General features: G+C 72.9%; 17 protein-coding genes and 1 pseudogene. 9 read left to right on the top strand and 9 right to left on the bottom strand.

Features of this window, described 5'->3' with window-relative positions; genetic code table 11:
- Nucleotides 1–46: 46 nt before the first annotated feature.
- Nucleotides 47–892, top strand: a complete 846-nt coding sequence (locus Sfulv_RS07460; RefSeq protein WP_173317659.1) for an ABC transporter ATP-binding protein — start codon at nt 47–49, stop codon at nt 890–892.
- A 50-nt stretch (nt 893–942) separates the two neighbouring features.
- Nucleotides 943–1,962, top strand: coding sequence for an iron-siderophore ABC transporter substrate-binding protein (locus Sfulv_RS07455; protein WP_173312960.1), 1,020 nt, complete (start codon nt 943–945; stop codon nt 1,960–1,962).
- A gap of 97 nt (nt 1,963–2,059) precedes the next feature.
- On the opposite strand, the pseudogene Sfulv_RS07450 reads toward Sfulv_RS07455, so the two are convergent.
- From Sfulv_RS07450 to Sfulv_RS07440, 3 genes and pseudogenes are all read right to left on the bottom strand, one after another.
- Nucleotides 2,060–2,292 (bottom strand): annotated as a pseudogene (locus tag Sfulv_RS07450) (glycosyltransferase family 2 protein); the annotation flags it as partial.
- A 12-nt stretch (nt 2,293–2,304) separates the two neighbouring features.
- Entirely contained in the window at nt 2,305–2,886 is a 582-nt protein-coding gene (locus Sfulv_RS07445) for a GNAT family N-acetyltransferase (protein WP_173312959.1), read from the bottom strand.
- A gap of 73 nt (nt 2,887–2,959) precedes the next feature.
- The gene (locus Sfulv_RS07440) at nt 2,960–4,417 is read right to left on the bottom strand and encodes an MFS transporter (protein WP_173312958.1); all 1,458 of its coding nucleotides are present in this window, start codon (nt 4,415–4,417) and stop codon (nt 2,960–2,962) included.
- A 104-nt stretch (nt 4,418–4,521) separates the two neighbouring features.
- Here Sfulv_RS07440 and Sfulv_RS07435 point away from each other — a divergent pair, with 104 nt between their 5' ends.
- On the top strand, nt 4,522–5,148 hold the full coding sequence (locus Sfulv_RS07435) for a TetR/AcrR family transcriptional regulator (protein WP_173312957.1): 627 nt from the start codon (nt 4,522–4,524) through the stop codon (nt 5,146–5,148).
- Nucleotides 5,149–5,195: 47 nt separating this feature from the next.
- On the opposite strand, the gene Sfulv_RS07430 is transcribed toward Sfulv_RS07435, so the two are convergent.
- Together Sfulv_RS07430 and Sfulv_RS07425 are read right to left on the bottom strand one after the other, a co-directional pair.
- Nucleotides 5,196–6,077, bottom strand: a complete 882-nt coding sequence (locus Sfulv_RS07430) for a PhzF family phenazine biosynthesis protein (protein WP_246353045.1) — start codon at nt 6,075–6,077, stop codon at nt 5,196–5,198.
- Nucleotides 6,078–6,143: 66 nt separating this feature from the next.
- On the bottom strand, nt 6,144–6,899 hold the full coding sequence (locus tag Sfulv_RS07425; protein ID WP_173312955.1) for an SDR family oxidoreductase: 756 nt from the start codon (nt 6,897–6,899) through the stop codon (nt 6,144–6,146).
- A gap of 141 nt (nt 6,900–7,040) precedes the next feature.
- On the opposite strand from Sfulv_RS07425, the gene Sfulv_RS07420 reads away from it, so the two are divergent.
- The gene (locus tag Sfulv_RS07420; protein ID WP_173312954.1) at nt 7,041–8,699 is read left to right on the top strand and encodes an alkaline phosphatase D family protein; all 1,659 of its coding nucleotides are present in this window, start codon (nt 7,041–7,043) and stop codon (nt 8,697–8,699) included.
- A gap of 23 nt (nt 8,700–8,722) precedes the next feature.
- Here Sfulv_RS07420 and Sfulv_RS07415 read toward each other — a convergent pair whose 3' ends face one another.
- Nucleotides 8,723–9,727 (bottom strand): Gfo/Idh/MocA family protein, encoded by a 1,005-nt coding sequence (locus tag Sfulv_RS07415; protein ID WP_173312953.1) that lies wholly within the window; start codon nt 9,725–9,727, stop codon nt 8,723–8,725.
- An 81-nt stretch (nt 9,728–9,808) separates the two neighbouring features.
- Between Sfulv_RS07415 and Sfulv_RS07410 the strand changes: the two genes are divergently transcribed.
- Nucleotides 9,809–11,122 carry a multidrug effflux MFS transporter gene (locus tag Sfulv_RS07410; protein WP_173317657.1) on the top strand — a complete coding sequence of 438 codons (1,314 nt, stop codon included), beginning with the start codon at nt 9,809–9,811 and terminating at the stop codon, nt 11,120–11,122.
- Nucleotides 11,123–11,138: 16 nt separating this feature from the next.
- Here Sfulv_RS07410 and Sfulv_RS07405 read toward each other — a convergent pair whose 3' ends face one another.
- Complete coding sequence (locus tag Sfulv_RS07405) at nt 11,139–12,449, bottom strand: hypothetical protein (protein WP_173312952.1); 1,311 nt, start codon at nt 12,447–12,449, stop codon at nt 11,139–11,141.
- A gap of 150 nt (nt 12,450–12,599) precedes the next feature.
- Here Sfulv_RS07405 and Sfulv_RS07400 point away from each other — a divergent pair, with 150 nt between their 5' ends.
- A complete protein-coding gene (locus Sfulv_RS07400) occupies nt 12,600–13,598 on the top strand; it encodes a small ribosomal subunit Rsm22 family protein (RefSeq protein ID WP_173312951.1) in 999 nt (332 codons plus the stop codon).
- On the opposite strand, the gene ddaH is transcribed toward Sfulv_RS07400, so the two are convergent.
- Nucleotides 13,587–14,456 (bottom strand): dimethylargininase, encoded by an 870-nt coding sequence (gene ddaH, locus Sfulv_RS07395; RefSeq protein WP_344571351.1) that lies wholly within the window; start codon nt 14,454–14,456, stop codon nt 13,587–13,589. The two genes, Sfulv_RS07400 and ddaH, sit on opposite strands and share 12 nt — an antisense overlap.
- A 181-nt stretch (nt 14,457–14,637) precedes the next feature.
- Here ddaH and Sfulv_RS07390 point away from each other — a divergent pair, with 181 nt between their 5' ends.
- Both Sfulv_RS07390 and Sfulv_RS07385 read left to right on the top strand, forming a co-directional pair.
- Nucleotides 14,638–15,252, top strand: a complete 615-nt coding sequence (locus tag Sfulv_RS07390) for a TetR/AcrR family transcriptional regulator (protein ID WP_173312950.1) — start codon at nt 14,638–14,640, stop codon at nt 15,250–15,252.
- Between the two features lie 139 nt (nt 15,253–15,391).
- A complete protein-coding gene (locus tag Sfulv_RS07385) occupies nt 15,392–16,138 on the top strand; it encodes a bifunctional DNA primase/polymerase (RefSeq protein ID WP_173312949.1) in 747 nt (248 codons plus the stop codon).
- Nucleotides 16,139–16,149: 11 nt separating this feature from the next.
- On the opposite strand, the gene Sfulv_RS07380 is transcribed toward Sfulv_RS07385, so the two are convergent.
- Nucleotides 16,150–17,130: an SCO2278 family lipoprotein gene (locus tag Sfulv_RS07380; RefSeq protein ID WP_173312948.1), complete on the bottom strand. Its 981-nt coding sequence runs from the start codon at nt 17,128–17,130 to the stop codon at nt 16,150–16,152.
- Between the two features lie 140 nt (nt 17,131–17,270).
- Between Sfulv_RS07380 and Sfulv_RS07375 the strand changes: the two genes are divergently transcribed.
- Nucleotides 17,271–17,954 carry a PhzF family phenazine biosynthesis protein gene (locus tag Sfulv_RS07375; protein ID WP_173312947.1) on the top strand — a complete coding sequence of 228 codons (684 nt, stop codon included), beginning with the start codon at nt 17,271–17,273 and terminating at the stop codon, nt 17,952–17,954.
- The last annotated feature ends 2 nt before the right edge of the window (nt 17,955–17,956 follow it).

Here is a 17,956-nt window from a genome sequence, read left to right as displayed (position 1 = left end):
GGCGTCCGAGGACGAGACGTACGCGAGCCCGGCGTGCGAGAACGAGATGTACCGGAACGACGACAAGGAAAGGCGTGGCCCCGTCGTGGCTGAGGCTGAGCACACCCTTCGAGCGCGGGACCTCCGGCTCGGCTACGGCGACCGTGAGATCGTCGCCGATCTGAGCGTGGACATCCCGCCGGGACGGGTGACGGTCATCGTGGGTCCGAACGCCTGCGGCAAGTCGACGCTGCTGCGGGCGATGGCCCGGCTGCTGCCGCCCTCCGCCGGGGCGGTGCTGCTGGACGGGCGGAGCATCCAGGAGATGCCGACGAGGGAGGTCGCCGCCGTGCTCGGCATCCTGCCGCAGAGCCCTTCCGCACCGGAGGGCATCACGGTCTCCGACCTGGTGGGGCGCGGCCGGTATCCGCATCAGGGATGGTTCCGGCGCTGGAGCACCGAGGACGACGAGGCGGTCGCGCGGGCGCTCCTCTCCACCGACGTGCTGGAACTCGCCGACCGTCCCGTGGACGAGCTGTCGGGCGGCCAGCGCCAGCGGGTGTGGATCGCCATGGCCCTGGCCCAGCGCACGGACATCCTGCTGCTTGACGAGCCGACGACCTTCCTCGACGCCAGTCACCAGCTCGACGTCCTCGACCTGCTCACCGACCTCAACCGGGAGCGTGGCGTCACCATGGTGGCCGTCCTGCACGACCTCAACCTGGCCTGCCGCTACGCGGACCACCTGATCGCCATGCGGGACGGCCGGATCGTGGCGGAGGGCAGTCCCTCAGACATCGTGACGGAGACGCTGGTCGGCGAGGTGTTCGGGATGCGGTGCACGGTGATGGCCGATCCGGCCTCGGGCACTCCGATGGTGGTCCCGCTGGGCCGCCACCATGTGAAGGGCTGAGTCCGGAGGCCGACGACGAGCAGCAATTTGGTTAGGCTAGCCTAAGCAGCATGAACGATTCCGCTTCTCGTCCCCGCCGTACCCGTCGCACCCCCGTCCTGATGGCCGCCGCGGTCGCCACCCTGCTCCTCGGCCTCTCCGCCTGCGGATCGCCTGACGGCTCAGACGGCTCCACCACCGCTTCGGACGGGGCCGAAGGCGCCTTTCCCGCGAAGGTCGCGACGAAGTTCGGCGAGGTCACCGTCGACGAGAAGCCCAAGCGCGTCGTCGCACTCGGCTGGGGCGACGCCGAGACCGTCCTCGCGCTCGGCGGGCAGCCGGTCGGAGCCAGCGACTGGCTGGCCTTCGGCGGCGAGGGCGTCGGCCCGTGGGCCAAGGACAGGTACGACAAGAGCCCGCAGCTCATCGGCACGATGGAGCCCGAGTACGAGAAGATCGCGGCCCTGCGGCCCGACCTGATCCTGGACACCAAGTCCAGCGGCGACCGGACGCGTCACGACACCCTGAGCAAGATCGCCCCCACCGTGGGCGTGCCCGAGGGCGGCGACCAGTACATGATCTCGTGGGAGAAGCAGACCGAGATGGTCGCCGCCGCCCTCGGTGTCCCGGACAAGGGCGCGAAGCTGATCGCGGAGACCGAGAAGAAGTTCGCGGCCGCGGTCAAGGCCAACCCGGGGTTCAAGGACAGCACCATCACGCTCGGCTCCCGCACCTCCGAGGGGTACGGCGCCTACGTCGGCGGCACCGGGCGGGTCGACTTCGCCGAGCGCCTCGGCTTCGAGAACAACCCGGCCGTCGAGGCCAAGGCCGGCGACTCGTTCACCGTGCCCGTCTCCAAGGAGAACCTCGACCTCCTCGACGCGGACCTGGTGGTCATGGAGCCCATCGGCGTCCCCGCCGCCTCCATCAGTGACGACCCGCTGTACCAGGCCGTCCCCGCCGTGAAGGCGGGCCACTCCCTGGTCTTCGACGACCAGGGCATCAGCCAGGCGTTCGCCACCGACTCCGTCCTGTCGGTCTCCTACGCGCTGGACAAGGTGGTTCCGCTGTTCGCCCAGAAGCTGAAGTGAGCGAATGACCGTCCGTGGGAACGCGTGACGGCGTGGAGGGCGGAGGGGCGGCGCGTTCGTGCCGCCCCTCTCGCGTGGTCGCTCCCGGACGGTCAGATCACCGGGGGCGGCCCAGCAGCGTCATGCGCCAGACCGTGCGCCGGCGCATCGGGACGCGGGGGCCGCACGGGTCCGCACCCCTTCGGCGAAGCCGCCCGCCCACGCTCGCAGACCCTTCCACGAGCGGGTCCTGGCCACGGTGAGCAGGGTCCAGGTGCCCGGATAGGCGGGGACGAGCGGCAGGGGAAGGTTGCGGCGGGCGAGCCAGACGCGGTTGCGGGCCGTCATCCGGCCTCCTTCGGTTCACCTGTCCGTCACCGCCCGCTCGCCGCCGAGCCGTTCGTCGTTCAGGGCCGCGTACATCAGCATGTCCCGGCGCCGGCCGCCGATCTGCTGCCAGCCCCGCAGCAGCCCCTCACGCCGGAAGCCGGCCGCCTCGGCGGTGCGCACCGACGGGGTGTTCCACGGTTCGACGAGCAACTGCACGCGGGGGATGCGCAGATCGTGCAGCGCCCACGTGCTGACCGTGCGGAGGGCCGCCCCGGCCACTTTCCGCCCGCGGGCCCCGGCCACCAGCCAGTAGCCGATCGAGGCGCGGCCCTCGGGCAGGTCCCTCAGCCACAGGCCGATCGAGCCGACCGGCCGCCGGTCTCGGGTCCGGGCGACCACGAAGGGGTATCCCGCACCGGTGGCCGCCCGCTCCCACTGGCCGCGTACGAAGGCTTCGGCGGCCGCGTTCGAGTACGGCGTCGGGACGGTGGTGACCAGCGGGATGTACTCGTCCGCCGCGGCCTCCCGTACCAGCGGGAGGTCGCTCAGCTCCCAGGGACGCAGGACGAAGTCGGGGCCCGCGGTCATGCTCGGAACGGTCAGCGGCTGCGCCATGTCCGTATCCTGCCGTGGCACGCCCCGCGCCCCGGCTCCCACGCGGGCGCGTCCCCGCCGGACGGGAGACGGCTCACCCGGCCGGGCTCCGCTCCTCGCGCCGTCCCAGGAAGACCCAGGCGGCAAGCGCGCCGGCCAGGACGAGGGTGGAGTTCACCAGGACGGCGAGCGAGACGCCGGACAGCACCGCGTCCGGTCCGGTCGCCCCTGCCATGCGGGCGGTGACGACGGCGCTCATGACGGGGATGCCCAGGGCGATGCCGACCTGCTGCGTCATGGTCGCCAGCCCGGTGGCGAGACCCTGCTCCTCGTCGGGGAGGCCCGAGGTGGCGGTGACCATGAAACCGACGATCATCAGCATGTTGCCGACACCGCCGATGAACGTGGCGGCCAGCACGAGCTGTATCCAGCCGCCCGAGGTGCCGAGCGCCACCAGGGAGAGGGTGGCGGCGGCCTGGACGAGACCGCCGAACGCGATGGTGCGCCGGCTGCCGAAGCGGCCCACCGCGCGGCCGCCGAGGGTGCCGCCGAGCACCGTGCCGATCCCCAGCACGCCGAAGGCGAGGCCGGTGGCGAGCGGGGAGTAGCCGAGGACCTCCTGGAGGTAGAGGGTGAGGAGGAAGACCAGTGAGGTCTCGGTGACGAAGGCGATCAGTCCGGTGGTGTTGCCCCAGACGACGCTGCGGCGCCTGAGGATGTGTACGGGGACCAGGGGCGCCGCCGCCCGCTTCTCGACGAACCAGAAGGCGACGAGGAGCGCGCCGCCCGCGAGCAGGGCGGCGAGGGTGGTGGGGGTGGTCCAGCCGGACTCGCCGGCCTGCGTCAGTCCGTACACCAGCAGCAGCAGTCCGCCGGTGACGGTCGCGGCGCCGGGCAGGTCGAGCTTCGGGCGGACGGCGGGCCGCGAGTCGGTGATCACGGACGGGGCGAGGGCGACGACGAGCGCGGCGACCGGCACGTTGATGAAGAAGGCCCAGCGCCAGGAGAGCAGATCGGTGAGGACTCCGCCGAGGACCGCTCCCGCGGTGAACCCCGCGGACATCAGGGCGCCGTTGAGTCCGAGCGCGCGTTCGCGCAGCCGGCCCTCCTTGAACGCGGTGGTGAGCAGCGCGAGTCCGGCCGGAGTGACGGCCGCGGTGGCGAGGCCCTGGAGCACCCGGGCGCTGAGGAGGACCTCCGGCGTCCGGGCGAGGCCGCCGAGGGCGGAGGAGAGGCCGAGGAGGACCATGCCGCCGATGAACAGGCGCTTACGGCCGACGAGGTCGGCGACGCGGCCGAACAGGAGGGTGAATCCGGCCGCGGCGAGGGCGAAGGAGGTGGCGATCCACTGGAGGTGGGAGAGGGAGAAGCCGAGTCCCTCACCGACGGCCGGGAGGGCGACGTTCAGGATCGAGAAGTCCACGGCGACCATGAACTGGGCGCCGAGGAGGAGGGTCAGGACGAGCTTCTGCCGTCCCGTCATGCGCGGGCCGGTGCTGGGATGCACGGCCGTTGGGACGGGTGCGAGGGGTGCCGTGCTGGGTGTGGACATGGGTGCCCTTTCCTGGGACGGGACATCTTAATGGACCTTCGGTTCCGTTAAGATGGGGGTCACCGTAGCAGGATCGGACGAACTAATGGAACTGGAGACCCGTTATGGATGCTGAGGGTGAGCCGGACGACGTCCCGGCCACGGGCATGGTCCGGCCCGGTGGGCGTACGGCGCGGGTCCGGGACGCGGTCCTGCGGGCGGCGGGTGACGCCCTGGCCGAACACGGCTTCGGCGGGCTCGACCTCGCCGACGTGGCGCGGCGGGCGGAGGTCGGCAAGACGACCGTGTACCGGCGCTGGTCGACGCCCGCCGGTCTGGTCGCCGACCTGCTGGCGGACATGGCCGAGCAGTCCGTACCGCGTACGGACCTCGGCTCGCTGGACGCGGACCTGGCGGCCAACGCCCGCCTCGTCCTGCGGACGCTCACCGACCCCCGGCAGGGCCCCCTCTTCACGTCCGTCATCGCGGCGGCGACCTGCGACGTCCGTACCGCGGAGGCGCTGCACCGCTTCTACGAGGTGCGCGTGAGGGAGTGGGCGGGCTGCGTGGACGCGGCGGTCGCACGTGGCGAACTGCCCGCGGGCACGGACGCCTGCGAGGTGGTCCGGGCCGTCTCGGCGCCGCTCTACTACCGGCTGCTGACCGGCGGGGGCGCACTCGACGCAGCCGCCGCCGACCGGGCGGCCGCGGCCGCCGCGGCGGCCGCGCGGGCGGGTGTGTACGTGAGCTGAGCCCCGCGGCGGGCGGCACGGTGCCCGCCGCCGGCCCCGGCGTACGGTCAGCCGATCCGGGTACCCGTGCCGCTCACCCGGACCCGGCTGTCGCCGGCACGCAGTTCCACGGTCAGGGTGCCGGGACGGCCCATGTCCGCGCCCTGGTGCAGGGTCAGGACCGCGGTCTCCGGGACGAGCGCCAGTTCACGGGCGTACGCCCCGAAGGCCGCCGCCGCCGCGCCGGTCGCCGGGTCCTCGACCACCCCGCCGACCGGGAAGGGGTCGCGGACGTGGAAGACCTCCGGGCCCTCGCGCCACACGAGCTGGACGGTCGTCAGGCCGAGGCGGTGCATGAACGATTCGAGGCGCGCGAAGTCGTACGCCAGGTCGGCCAGCCGCTCGCGGGTCGCGGCGCCCAGCACCAGGTGGCGGGCGCCCGCGTAGGCGATACGGGGCGCCAGGGCCGGGTCCAGACCGGCGGCCGGCCAGTCCAGCGCCGCGAGGGCCTCCGCGAGATCGTCCGGCGCGACGTCCGTGACCTGCGGCTCGACACTGGTCAGGGTGGCGCGCAGCTCGTCACCCGTCCGGGTGACGGTGACCGGGACCGTACCCGCCCGGGTCGAGAACACCAGGTCGCCGGGGCCGTCACGTTCGGCGAGGGCGATCGCGGTGGCGACGGTGGCGTGACCGCAGAACGGCACCTCGGCCTTCGGGCTGAAGTAGCGGACGGTGTAGGACCGGCCGTCCGCCTCGGTGAGGAAGGCCGACTCGCTGTAGCCGAGCTCCGCGGCCACGGCGAGCATCGCCGCGTCGTCGAGACCCGAGGCGTCCAGCACGACGCCCGCCGGGTTGCCGCCCTCCGGGTCGGCGGAGAAGGCGGTGTACCGGAGCACGCCGGCGGAGGGGACGGCGGAGGAGGACCCGGGAGTACCGGAGAGCTGAGTCATGTCGCAGCTCAACCCCGGTCGCGGTGACGGCATTCCCGCAGCGGGGCCGGAGTTCACGGACACCCGCTACCCCCGGCCCACGTACGGCATCGTGGTCGCCAGGACCGTCGCGAACTGCACGTTCGCCTCCAGCGGCAGCTCCGCCATGTGCAGCACCGTGCGGGCCACGTCCGCCGCCGCCATCACCGGCTCCACCGCCAGCTCGCCGTGGGCCTGGAGGATGCCGGTCCGCATCCGCTCCGTCATCTCGGTGGCCGCGTTGCCGATGTCGATCTGCCCGCAGGCGATCCGGTACGGACGTCCGTCCAGGGACAGCGACTTCGTCAGCCCCGTCATGGCGTGCTTCGTCGCCGTGTACGCGATCGAGTGCGGACGCGGCGCGTGCGCGGAGATCGAACCGTTGTTGATGATCCGGCCGCCCTGCGGGTCCTGCTCCTTCATCTGCCGGTACGCCGCCTGCGCGCACAGGAACGCCCCCGTCAGGTTGACGTCCACCACCGCGCGCCAGTCCTCGTACGCGATGTCCTCGACCGGGACCGCGCCCGGGCCGAACGTGCCCGCGTTGTTGAAGAGCAGGTCCAGCCGCCCGAACCGCTCGCGCACGGCGGCGAGGAGGGCGGCCACCCCGTCCGGGTCGGTCACGTCGGTGGGGACGCACAGGACGTCCCCGGCCCCCGCCTCCCGCGCGGTGGACTCCAGCGGCAGGGGCCGCCGCCCGGCCAGTGCCACCGACCAGCCCGCACCGGCCAGGGCGAGGGCCACGGCCTTCCCGATTCCCGACCCCGCACCCGTGACGACAGCGATTCTCCGCTCAGTGTTCATGGCCCGGCAGCGTACGGGAGGTGTGGGGACGCCTGGCACGCGGTGCTCATCGACCCGCCATCGGGATGTTGTGCACGCGACAACGGCGGGTCGTCGTCCGGCACTCCAATTCCCCTGACAGCATCCGTCAGGGGAGGGCACATGACACCCGCACAGATCGCCGGCACGCAGGGCCACTCGACCGAGTTCCGCGCCGCCGCCCAGCACCTCGGCGCCGGCCTCGGCCGCCGCCGTTTCCTCACCGTCACCGGCGCCGCGGCCGCACTGGCCTTCGCCGTCAACCTGCCCGCTGCGGGCGCCGCGAGCGCCGCCGAACTCGACCCCCGGCAGATCACCGAGGACCCCTTCACGCTGGGCGTCGCCTCGGGCGACCCGCTGCCCGGCTCCGTCCTGCTCTGGACGAGACTCGCCCCGCGCCCCTACGAGCCGGACAGCGGCATGCCGGCCGGCCGGGTCCGGGTCCGCTGGGAGATCGCCCGCGACGAGCGCTTCAGCCGTATCGTCCGTCGCGGATGGGCCGACGCCCACCCGGAGTTCGGCCACAGCGTCCGCGTGGAAGCCGACGGCCTCGGCCCCGACCGCGTCCTGTACTACCGCTTCCGCGCCGGCAGCTGGATCAGCCCGGTCGGCCGTACCCGTACGGCCCCCGCGGCGGGCGCGGCCACCAGCTCGCTGCGCATCGCCGCGGTCTCCTGCCAGGCGTACCACGACGGCTACTTCACCGCTTACCGGCACCTCGCCGAGGAGGACGTCGACGTGGTCTTCCACCTCGGCGACTACCTGTACGAGTACGCGGTGAACGCGACCGGCGGCGCCCGCGCCTACACCGACCGCACACTCCCCGCCCACTACAACCGCGAGACCGTCACCCTGGAGGACTACCGGCTGCGGTACGCCCTGTACAAGTCCGACCCGGACCTGCGGGCCGCCCACGCCGCGCACCCCTTCGTCGTCACCTGGGACGACCACGAGACGGAGAACAACTACGCCGGGGGTACGCCGGAGAACAACGTCCCGCCGGAGGAGTTCCTGCTCCGCAGGGCCGCCGCCTACCGCGCGTACTGGGAGAACCAGCCGCTGCGCGCCCCGCAGCGCCCGACCGGCCCCGACATGCGGCTCTACCGCCGTCTCACCTTCGGTGACCTCGCCCAGTTCGACATCCTCGACACCCGCCAGTACCGCAGCGACCAGGCGTACGGCGACGGCTGGAAGGTACCGGGCCCGGAGTCGGAGGACCCGGCGCGCACCATGACGGGAGCCGGGCAGGAGCGCTGGCTGATCGACGGCTGGCACGCCTCGCGGGCCCGCTGGAACGTCGTGCCGCAGCAGGTCGTCTTCGCCCAGCGCCGTGACGTGCCGACCGACGCCTTCAAGCTGTCCATGGACTCGTGGGACGGCTACCCGGCCTCCCGGCAGCGCATCCTGAACGGCGCCGAGGCCGCCGGGGTCGACAACCTGATGGTGCTGACCGGTGACGTGCACGTGGGCTACGGCCTCGACCTGAAGAAGGACTTCGACGACCCGTCCTCCCGCACCATCGGTACGGAGATCGTCGCCACGTCCATCAGCAGCGGCAAGGACGGCGCCGAGCGGCCCGCGAACTGGAACAACCTGACACAGGCCAACCCGCACATGAAGTTCTACAACGGCCGCCGCGGCTACGCGCTCGTCACCCTCGGGACGAAGGAGGCCCGCGCCGACTTCCGCACGGTGGCCGCCGTCACGACACCCGGCGCCCCGGTGACGACGGCGGCCTCCTTCGTGACCGAGGCGGGCAACCCGGGCCTCACGCCCGCCTAGGGCGGCACGGCCCGGGCGCTGTGTCAGCCCTGACCGTCGGCCGGATAGCGGACGCCGATGCGCGCGCGTACCGCGTCGAGCGTCCGCATCACCGCGAGCGAGCCGTCCAGCGGTACGAGCGGGGACTCCGTCTCGCCCGCCCGGACCGCGCGCATCACCTCGGCGGCCTCGAACTGCATCCCCGAAAGGCCCTGCGGTCCTGGGCCCGAGTCGAACTCCTCGGGGTCCCGGCCCGCCCGGTGCAGCACGAACCGCTCCGGGTGGAAGAAGCCGTGCGGGAAGTCGATCCGCCCGGCCGTCCCGGTGACCGACGCGATCGTCGGGTGGTCGCCGACGACCGAGCAGGCGAGCAGCGCGGTCGCGCCCGCGTCCGACCAGCCCAGCAGCATCCCGGTGTTCAGGTCGGTGCCCTCGGGGGAGAGCAGCGCGTCGGCCTGCACCCGGTCCGGCTCACCGAGCAGCAGCTGGGCGAAGGCGACCGGGTAGACGCCGAGGTCCAGCAGCGCGCCGCCGCCGAGCGCGGGATCGAGCAGCCGGTGGCCGGGCTCGAAGGTGCCCGCGAACCCGAAGTCGGCCTGGACCGTGCGGATCTCACCGATGGCGCCGTCCCGCACCAGCCCCGTCATCCGCCGGATGACGGGATTGCAGTACGTCCACATGGCCTCCATCAGGAACAGCCCGCGCTTGCGGGCCAGCGCCACGAGCTCCTCGGCCTCCCGGGTGTTGAGCGTGAACGCCTTCTCGCACAGCACGTGCTTCCCGGCTTCGAGGGCGAGCCCGGCCGCCTCCCGGTGCGCGGAGTGCGGCGTGGCCACGTACACCACGTCGACCTCCTCGTCCGCGACGAGCTCCGCCCAGCTCCCGTACGCCCGCCCGATCCCGAACCGGGCGGCGAACGCCTTCGCGGAGGCGTCCGTACGGGAGGCCACCGCCACCACCTCCGCGTCCGGCATCCCGAGGAGATCCTCGGTGAATCGCGCGGCTATACCGCCCGTGGCGAGAATGCCCCATCGCACAGTCCTGCTCATGTCCGCCCCATAGGTAAACGGTTTCGACCACCGTGGTTGAGCTGAGAGCATAGATGCGGATTCAACGATGTGGAGATGAGAATGCCGGACAGCGGCGGAAGCCGGGCCCAGAAAGAGCACATACCCCCGACAGGGACCGGCGCCGGACCCGGCACCGCCCCGGCCCGGTCCACCCCCGCCGCCCGGCGGACCGGACTCCTGGTCACGCTGGTCCTCGGCGGACTGACCGCGCTGCCTCCCCTCTCCATGGACATGTACCTTCCGGCGCTGCCGGAGGTCACCGACGCCCTGCACGCCCCGGCCTCGACCGTGCAGCTCACGCTCACCGCCTGCCTGGCCGGCATGGCACTCGGACAGCTCGTCGTCGGACCGATGAGCGACCGGTGGGGCCGGCGCAGGCCGCTGCTCCTCGGCATGGTCGTCTACGTCGTCGCCACCGCGATCTGCGCCTTCGCGCCCACCGCCGAGCTCCTCATCGCCTTCCGCCTCCTCCAGGGTCTGGCGGGCGCCGCGGGCATCGTGATCTCCCGGGCCGTGGTGCGCGACCTCTACGACGGCGTGGAGATGGCCAGGTTCTTCTCCACCCTGATGCTGATCTCCGGAGTCGCGCCGGTCATCGCCCCGGTGATCGGCGGGCAGGTGCTCAGGGTCACGGACTGGCGGGGCGTCTTCGTCGTCCTCACCGGCGTGGGTGTCGTGCTCACCCTGGTCGTGTGGAAGTGGCTGCACGAGACGCTGCCGCCGGAGGAACGCCACACCGGCGGCGTCGGCGAGGCGCTGCGCACCATGCGCGGACTGCTGTCCGACCGGGTGTTCACCGGCTACATGATCGCGGGCAGCCTCGCCTTCGCCGCGCTCTTCGCGTACGTGAGCGCCTCGCCGTTCGTCGTGCAGGAGATCTACGGCGCCTCACCGCAGACCTTCAGCCTGCTCTTCGGCATCAACTCGATCGGCCTGATCGCCGTCGGCCAGATCAACGGCAAGGTACTGGTGGGCCGGGTCAGCCTGGACAAGGCGCTCGGCCTGGGACTCGGTGTGATCTCGCTGGCGGCCCTCGCGCTCCTGCTGATGACCTCGGGGGTGTTCGGCGACGTCGGCCTGGTGCCGGTGGCGGCCGGGCTCTTCGTGCTGATGTCGGCGATGGGCCTCGCGATGCCCAACACGAACGCCCAGGCGCTGATGCGGACGCGGCACGCCGCCGGTTCCGCCTCGGCGCTGCTCGGCACCTCGTCGTTCCTGATCGGGGCGATCGCCTCGCCGCTCGTCGGGATCGCGGGGGAGCACACGGCCGTGCCGATGGCCGTCGTCCAGGTGGTCTGCGCGCTGGGCGCGATGGTGTGCTTCCTGGCGCTGTGCAGGCCGTGGCAGCGCACCCGCACCGCCGGAGGTCTGTGAGGCGCAGGCGGGCCGCTCAGCCGGCGCGGGGGTAGCCGATCAGATGCGGCCGGTCCCTGCGGTCCGTCCAGCCGAACAGCCCGACACCCGCGGTCTCCGCCCCCGGCAGGCGCACGTTCGGTGACAGCGGCGAGAGCGAACCGCTCGTGAGGTCCACCGCGACCGGTTCCCCGCCGCCCTCCAGGGCGTCCGAGGCGTCCCGCACGTTCGACGCGCCGTAGGCGACCCCCCGGTCCGTCACCGACGCGAGCGTCACCGAGGCCGAACCCTCCTCGTCCTCCAGGCAGAAACCCCTCGCCGCCCCCAGGTCGAAGGCGAGGTTCCCGGCCACGAGGTAGCCGTCCGACGCCGCCACCACGGCCTGGGGATGGCGCCCCGGCTCGATCGCGGGCTTGTGGCACTGCGCCGAGACCACCGGCTTCCCGGTCGTCACGTCGTGCACCGCCCACAGCTCATGACTCGCCGCCCGCCTCGCACCCTTGGCCAGCTGCCACCTCGCCAGCACCCACCCCGGCGCCACGGAGGTCGGCACCCCGCTGCGCCGGTCGGTCCCCCTGGGGGCCACGTTCCGGCTGAACCAGCCGCCCCGCACCCAGAACTCCCGTGCTCCGCTCACCAGCAGCCCCCGCGCGCTCTGGCCGCGCACCTCCGTGAGCTGCCTGCAGGAGGGACAGCCCTTCGGGTACCCCAGCGCCTCGGCGGCCACCCGGGACACCTCGCCGGTGGCCGGGTCGACCACCGCGCTGTTCGCGCGGCCGTCACTGATCAGGATGTCCGGACCGGTGGCCGTGACCTGCGGAGCGCCGTTCCACGGCACCTCGACACGGCGCCGGTCGCCGTCGGCCGCGTCGTACACGTCGAGGGAGACGAACGTGTCCGTGGCGGAGAGGCCGTCGCCGGCCGTCCCGTACGCCCAGGTCACGAAGTACTGCCGGTCCGCCGCGGCCACGGCGAGCAGCTTCGGGAAGTGCGAGGGGTCCGGCGGGCGCCAGGCCGGGCCGCTCCACGCGAGCTTCCCGGACGCCGCGTCGATGGTCCGCAGCCGGTAGCGGTCCCCCGGGGCCGTCACCAGGAAGGCGAGCCGGCCCGTCGGGCGGGAGACCGCGTACTCCGGAGCCGCGCCGACGATCTCCCAGCCGCGCGCCGTGGTGTACTCCGGCGGGACGGTGAGGCGCGTCGAGGGGCCCGCGCTCTTCTTCACCGGCTTCACCGGCTGCCTGGAGTCCGTGCCGCCGCCGCTGTCACCCTCGCAGGTGGCCACGAGGAGCAGCAGGGCCAGGACCAGCACCCCGCCCGCCAGAGCCAGGCGCACGATCCTCTGCCTCATGGTCCCCCCGATGAGCGATCCCCGAACCCCGGCGGTCAGCGTAGCAACCGGCCCCAAACGGACAGCAGTTCGGCCGTGCAGCCGTTCTCCGCAGGTTCCGTGCGGAGTACGGGCCGCGGCCGGCCCGCTCCCTGCGCCTACAATTCGGCGGTGAACGCCACCACCCCCACCGCGGAAGCCCTGCGCTCGGCCCTGGCCGCGCTGCTCGACGGGCTGCCGCCCAAGCAGGCCACCCAGGCCGTCGACCGGCTGATCGCCAGCTACCGGGGCACCACCCCGACCGACGCGCCGGTCCTGCGCGACCGGTCCGACGTCGTCGCGTACGCCGCGTACCGCATGCCCGCGACCTTCGAAGCGGTACGGTCCGCGCTCGCAGCCCTGCGCGACGCGGCCCCGCACTGGGCGCCCGCCACGCACACCGACGTCGGGGGCGGCACGGGGGCGGCGAGCTGGGCGGTCGCCGGAGCCTGGGAGGGGGCGGCCACCACCGTCCTGGACTGGGCCGAACCCGCGCTGGTACTCGGCCGCGAACTGGCCGCCGCCTCGGACCTGCCAGGACTGCGCGGCGCCCGGTGGCAGCGGGCCAGGATCGGCGCCGCGCTGGAGCTCGCGCCGACGGACCTGGTGACCGTCTCCTACGTGCTCAAGGAGCTCACCCCCGGGGCCAGGGCCGAACTGCTCGACGCGGCGGCGGGCGCCGCGCAGGCCGTGGTGATCGTGGAGCCCGGCACCCCCGACGGGTACGAGCGGGTCATCGAGGCCCGCACCCGGCTGACCGCCGCCGGGTTCACCGTCGCGGCGCCCTGCCCCCACGACGACGCCTGCCCGGTCGAGCCGGGCACCGACTGGTGCCACTTCTCCGCCCGGGTCAGCCGCTCCTCGCTGCACCGGCAGGTGAAGGGCGGCACCCTGAGCCACGAGGACGAGAAGTTCAGTTACCTGGCGGCGACGCGTTTCCCGGTGACACCGGCCGCCGCCCGCGTCACCCGCAGGCCGCAGATCCGCAAGGGGCAGGTGCTCCTGGAACTCTGCACCCGCGACGAGGCGCTCCGGCGCTCCACCGTCACCAGGCGCCACGGTGAGCTGTACCGGGCGGCCAGGGACACCGCGTGGGGTGACGCCTGGCCGCCCGGCACCTCACAGCCGTAGCTCCTGGGTGCAGCACTTCACGCTGCCGCCGCCCTTCAGCAGTTCACCCAGATCCATCGGCACCGGATCGAAACCCCGCTCGCGCAGCGGGTCGAAGAGGCCCGTGGCGGCCTGCGGCAGCAGGACGTGGAGGCCGTCGCTGACCGCGTTGAGCCCGAGCGCCGCCGCGTCAGGCTCCCGGGCGACCAGCGCGTGGGGGAAGAGCCTGGCCAGCACGGACCGGCTGCCGGCCGAGAAGGCCCCCGGGTAGTACATGACCTCGTCGCCCGCTTCGTCCAGGACGCACAGCGCCGTGTCCAGGTGGTAGTAGCGCGGGTCCACCAGATCGAGGCCGATGACCGGACGCCCGAAGAACTCCTGCGCCTCGCCGTGCGACAGCGGACTGGAGCGGAAGCCGCGCCCCGCCAGGAGGTACGAGGAGGTGACCGCGAAGTCGCCCTCGCCCTCGTTGACGTGCTCCGGCTCCCGGATCTCCGTGAAGCCGTGCGCCCCGAACCAGTGCCGGTGGGCCTCCGCCTCGGCGTACCGCTCCCGGTAGGCGAACAGGGCGCCCAGCACACGGCCGCCGATCACGGTGGCCCCGTTGGCGGCGAAGACCATGTCGGGCAGATCGGGCCGGGGCGTCAGCAGCTCGACGGTGTGCCCGAGAGCGCGGTAGCGGTCGCGCAGGTCCTCCCACTGGGTCCGGGCCAGCGCCAGGTCGACGGGTTTGGAGGGGTCCATCCACGGGTTGATGGAGTAGGTGACCCGGAAGTGGTCGGGGGCGCACATCAGATAGCGGCGAGGAGTGGCCCGACGGCTGGGGGTGTGGCGCGGAGCGCCTGCGTCAGGGGTGGCGGCCGGGCGGCGGATGGGCAATGCGGGCTCCTCTCGAACGGCAGCCTGGGCTGCGGAACGGTGGGACGCACGATCGGCGCGTGAGCTCATGGTGCGCCGTCCCCGGCCGTTGCGCAGTGGACCGATCGGGTGGTTCGCGCAGGGCTCTCCCGATCGATGCGAGACGAGACGTATCGGCTGATTCCGCGCTAGATTGGCGGACATGGCACCCTCGAAGGCACCTGACTCCAGCCGCCGCAGCGACCGCTCCAGGCGCGCCATCCACGACGCCGCCCTGGCCCTGATCGCGGAGGCCGGCTACGGCAGGACCACGATCGAGGGCATCGCCGCCCGCGCCGGGGTCGGCAAGCAGACCATCTACCGCTGGTGGCCCTCGAAGGCGGCCGTGCTGCTGGAGGCGTTCACCGATCTCGCGGAGCGGGCGGCGGAGGCCGCCGGGGAGCCGCGAGGGCTGCCCGACACCGGGGATCTCGCGGCCGATCTCAAGCGCGTCCTGCGGGCCACCGTCGACGAACTCAACGATCCCGTGTTCGAGGGGCCGACCCGCGCACTCACCGCCGAAGGGATCGTCGACCCGGAGCTGGGCGCCCAATTCGCCGAGAAGCTGCTCGCCCCTCAGGTCCAGTTGTATGTCACACGGCTGCGCGCCGCCCAGGAGGCCGGGCAGTTGCGTGCCGATATCGACCCCCGGGTCGCCGTGGAGCTGCTGATCGCCCCTCTGACCCACCGCTGGCTGCTCCGGACCCTCCCGCTGACCCACGCGTACGCCGACTCGGTGGTCGACCACGCCCTTTGCGGCCTCCTGGCGGACCGGTGACCGGTAACCGGAATGTCATGACATCGGAGGTGCGAGCGCGCACCTCGGCGCATTTCCCCCGTGCCCGCTTGAGAACTCTGGCCACCCGGGGAGCAGGATGGTGGGACGATGGAGAGGCAACGCTGAGGTGAGGGGATAGATGGGCGCCGATTCCGGCCGTTATCGCGGCACAGAGAACAGGATTTCCCAGTGGCTGCGGCGACGACCCAAGCCGCAGCGGGCCGAAGCCGATGACACGGCCCGCCTCGCGCTGCTGCTCGCCGTCGCCGACGCGGGCATGCCGATCGCGCCCGCCGCGCACCCGAACGGCCACCGGTGCTCGTGCGACCGCATCGGATGTCCCACCCCCGCGCGCCACCCGGTCTCGTTCGCCTGGCAGACGCAGTCGACGACCGACCACGCGCAGATCGAGCGGTGGGCCGAAGGCCAGCCACTGGCCAACTTCATCACCGCGACGGGCTTGATCCACGACGTCCTGGACGTCCCGGTGACCGCCGGCGCCGGAGCCCTGGAGCGGCTCCTCGCAGCGGACATCGAGGTGGGCCCCGTCGCCAGGTCGGGCCGGGACCGGATGCTCTTCTTCGCCGCAACCCGCGGCACCCCGGAGGACGAGGACGAGTGGTGGCCCTGTGAGCTCGACTGCCACCCCGAGACCATGGACGAGCACCCCGGGCTGCGCTGGCACTGCCGCGGCAGCTACGTGCTCCTGCCGCCCGCCCGGCTCCCCGGTGAGCTGGACGTGCACTGGCTGCGGGGACCCGAGCACCCGCTGCCCGACCCGCTGACCCTGCTGGAGACGCTCACCGACGCGTGCGCGCAGTACGCGGACTCCGCCGAGCAGAGCGATCTCGACCACGATGCGGTGGCCTGGCCGCTGAGCCGCTGACCGCGCCGCGGTCACGAACCCCGCGCGGCCGTGAGGCCGGGCAGGCGGTTCAGCACGCGCACCCGGCCACCCGGCTTCGCGGGGACGTACACGAGCTGGCTGGAGACCCGCTCCTTGGTGAGGGAGCTCTTCACCTCGCCCGTCAGCAGCGCCTGGACGTCCGGGTTGACCGGGGGCCGCAGGCCCCGGGCCGCCGTCTGCCGCTCGAAGTGCCTGCTGCTGAAGAAGACCAGCGCCCCGCCGTCCTGCGTCGTCAGGCCGAGCGGCGCGAAGGTCCCCCCGTCCAGGGGCTGGTCGGCGTACTGGTAGGAGAACCCGGCCACGCGTGTGTTCCTGCGCGCGTCCCGCCAGGCCGACGTAGCGGGTCCCGGAGCGAACACATCCGGCGTGCCGTCCTTCAGATACCCGGTGTACGCGGTTCCCAACTCGGCCGGGGCCACGGCCAGTTGACCGGCTGAGGAGTCCACCGGCTCCGCCCGGCCGTCGCCGTCCAGCCGGAAGCGGGGGAGCTGGGCGGGGGTGACGACCGCCAGATAGGCGGCCTTCCACAGTGCGTCAGGACCGGTTTTCACGAAGGCCAGCAGCCAGCGGGTGTCCAGCTTCCCGGTGTCCTGGTCGCGGTTGGAGTCGGTGTCCGCGACGAACCACCGCGGCCAGCCGGCCTTCAGCGGGATGGTGAACGACGCGTCGGTCAGCTCCAGCGGCCGGTGGGACGCGTTGCCGTCCGGACTGTTCTTCTGCCGCGCCCTGAGGCCCGCCTGGTTGATCGCGCCGAGCGACCCGGTCACCCGGTCCGCGTCGAGCGCCGGATCGTACGCCTTGTCCGCCTCGTTGTAGGCGGTGGTGAACTCCTCCAGCGCCCGCGCGGCCTCGGACTCCGTCGCTCCCGGCACGACTTCCAGCTCGCCGTGCACCGTCACGCAGCCGCTCGCCGTCACGCTCAGCGCCACCGCCGTCGCGAGCCCCGCCGCCAGTCGCCCCAGCCTTGTCATCCGTTGCCTTCTGCGCCTTCTGATCCGTGGCCCGCACTGACGGTCCGAACCCTACCGGGACGGGGAAGGCCGCGGGCGGGGGACCGGATACCGCGAGCCCTGGCGCGCCGGGGGAGTCCGTACGGTGCTTGAATGCGCTCGTGAACGACATCGGCGTACCCGGCGGCATCGACGTACTGCGTGTGTTCTGCGGCCCGGACGGCAGGCACGGCAACGCGCTCGGGGTCGTACGCGAGGGGGCGGCCTACCCCGACGAGGCGTCCCGCCAAAAGCTGGCGCGCACGCTCGGGTTCAGCGAGACCGTGTTCGTGGACGACCCGGAGCGCGGACGTGTCGACATCTACACCCCCGGTACGCGGCTGCCGTTCGCCGGGCACCCGCTCGTCGGCACGGCCTGGCTGCTCGACCTGGAGGTCCTGGAACTGCCGGTGGGAGACGTGTTCGCCCGCCAGGACGGGGAGTTCACCTGGATCAGCGCCCGCCCCGAGTGGGTGCCGCCCAGGACGCTGGAGCGATACGCCTCCGCGGCCCAGGTCGAGGCGCTGACGGGACCGCCGCCCGGCGAGGGGTGGCTATACGTGTGGGCCTGGGAGGACGAGGCCGCGGGGCGCGTCAGGGCCCGTGCCTTCCCCCGCAGGGGCGACGGGATCGCGGAGGACGAGGCGACCGGCGCGGCGGCTCTGCTGCTCAGCTCCGCGCTCGGCCGCGCCCTGAACATCCGGCAGGGGCGCGGCTCCCAGATCCTCGCGGCCCCCGCGCCGGACGGCACGGTGGAGGTCGGGGGCCGGGTCCTTCTGAGGAACCCCGTCCTGGCCGGTGCGTGAGA

This window comes from Streptomyces fulvorobeus (genome assembly GCF_013167895.1).
In the GTDB taxonomy this organism is placed as follows: domain Bacteria; phylum Actinomycetota; class Actinomycetes; order Streptomycetales; family Streptomycetaceae; genus Streptomyces; species Streptomyces fulvorobeus.
The sequence above is the reverse complement of the archived record's forward strand: the minus strand, read 5'-3'. Positions and strand labels throughout refer to the sequence as shown.

Excerpts from the sequence above, each read along its gene's own strand:
- Sfulv_RS07460 (WP_173317659.1), top strand. The coding sequence starts at position 47 with ATGTACCGGAACGACGACAAGGAAAGGCGTGGCCCCGTCGTGGCTGAG.
- Sfulv_RS07455 (WP_173312960.1), top strand. The coding sequence starts at position 943 with ATGAACGATTCCGCTTCTCGTCCCCGCCGTACCCGTCGCACCCCCGTC.
- Sfulv_RS07445 (WP_173312959.1), bottom strand. The coding sequence starts at position 2,886 with ATGGCGCAGCCGCTGACCGTTCCGAGCATGACCGCGGGCCCCGACTTC.
- Sfulv_RS07440 (WP_173312958.1), bottom strand. The coding sequence starts at position 4,417 with ATGTCCACACCCAGCACGGCACCCCTCGCACCCGTCCCAACGGCCGTG.
- Sfulv_RS07435 (WP_173312957.1), top strand. The coding sequence starts at position 4,522 with ATGGATGCTGAGGGTGAGCCGGACGACGTCCCGGCCACGGGCATGGTC.
- Sfulv_RS07430 (WP_246353045.1), bottom strand. The coding sequence starts at position 6,077 with ATGACTCAGCTCTCCGGTACTCCCGGGTCCTCCTCCGCCGTCCCCTCC.
- Sfulv_RS07425 (WP_173312955.1), bottom strand. The coding sequence starts at position 6,899 with ATGAACACTGAGCGGAGAATCGCTGTCGTCACGGGTGCGGGGTCGGGA.
- Sfulv_RS07420 (WP_173312954.1), top strand. The coding sequence starts at position 7,041 with ATGACACCCGCACAGATCGCCGGCACGCAGGGCCACTCGACCGAGTTC.
- Sfulv_RS07415 (WP_173312953.1), bottom strand. The coding sequence starts at position 9,727 with ATGAGCAGGACTGTGCGATGGGGCATTCTCGCCACGGGCGGTATAGCC.
- Sfulv_RS07410 (WP_173317657.1), top strand. The coding sequence starts at position 9,809 with ATGCCGGACAGCGGCGGAAGCCGGGCCCAGAAAGAGCACATACCCCCG.
- Sfulv_RS07405 (WP_173312952.1), bottom strand. The coding sequence starts at position 12,449 with ATGAGGCAGAGGATCGTGCGCCTGGCTCTGGCGGGCGGGGTGCTGGTC.
- Sfulv_RS07390 (WP_173312950.1), top strand. The coding sequence starts at position 14,638 with ATGGCACCCTCGAAGGCACCTGACTCCAGCCGCCGCAGCGACCGCTCC.
- Sfulv_RS07385 (WP_173312949.1), top strand. The coding sequence starts at position 15,392 with ATGGGCGCCGATTCCGGCCGTTATCGCGGCACAGAGAACAGGATTTCC.
- Sfulv_RS07380 (WP_173312948.1), bottom strand. The coding sequence starts at position 17,130 with ATGACAAGGCTGGGGCGACTGGCGGCGGGGCTCGCGACGGCGGTGGCG.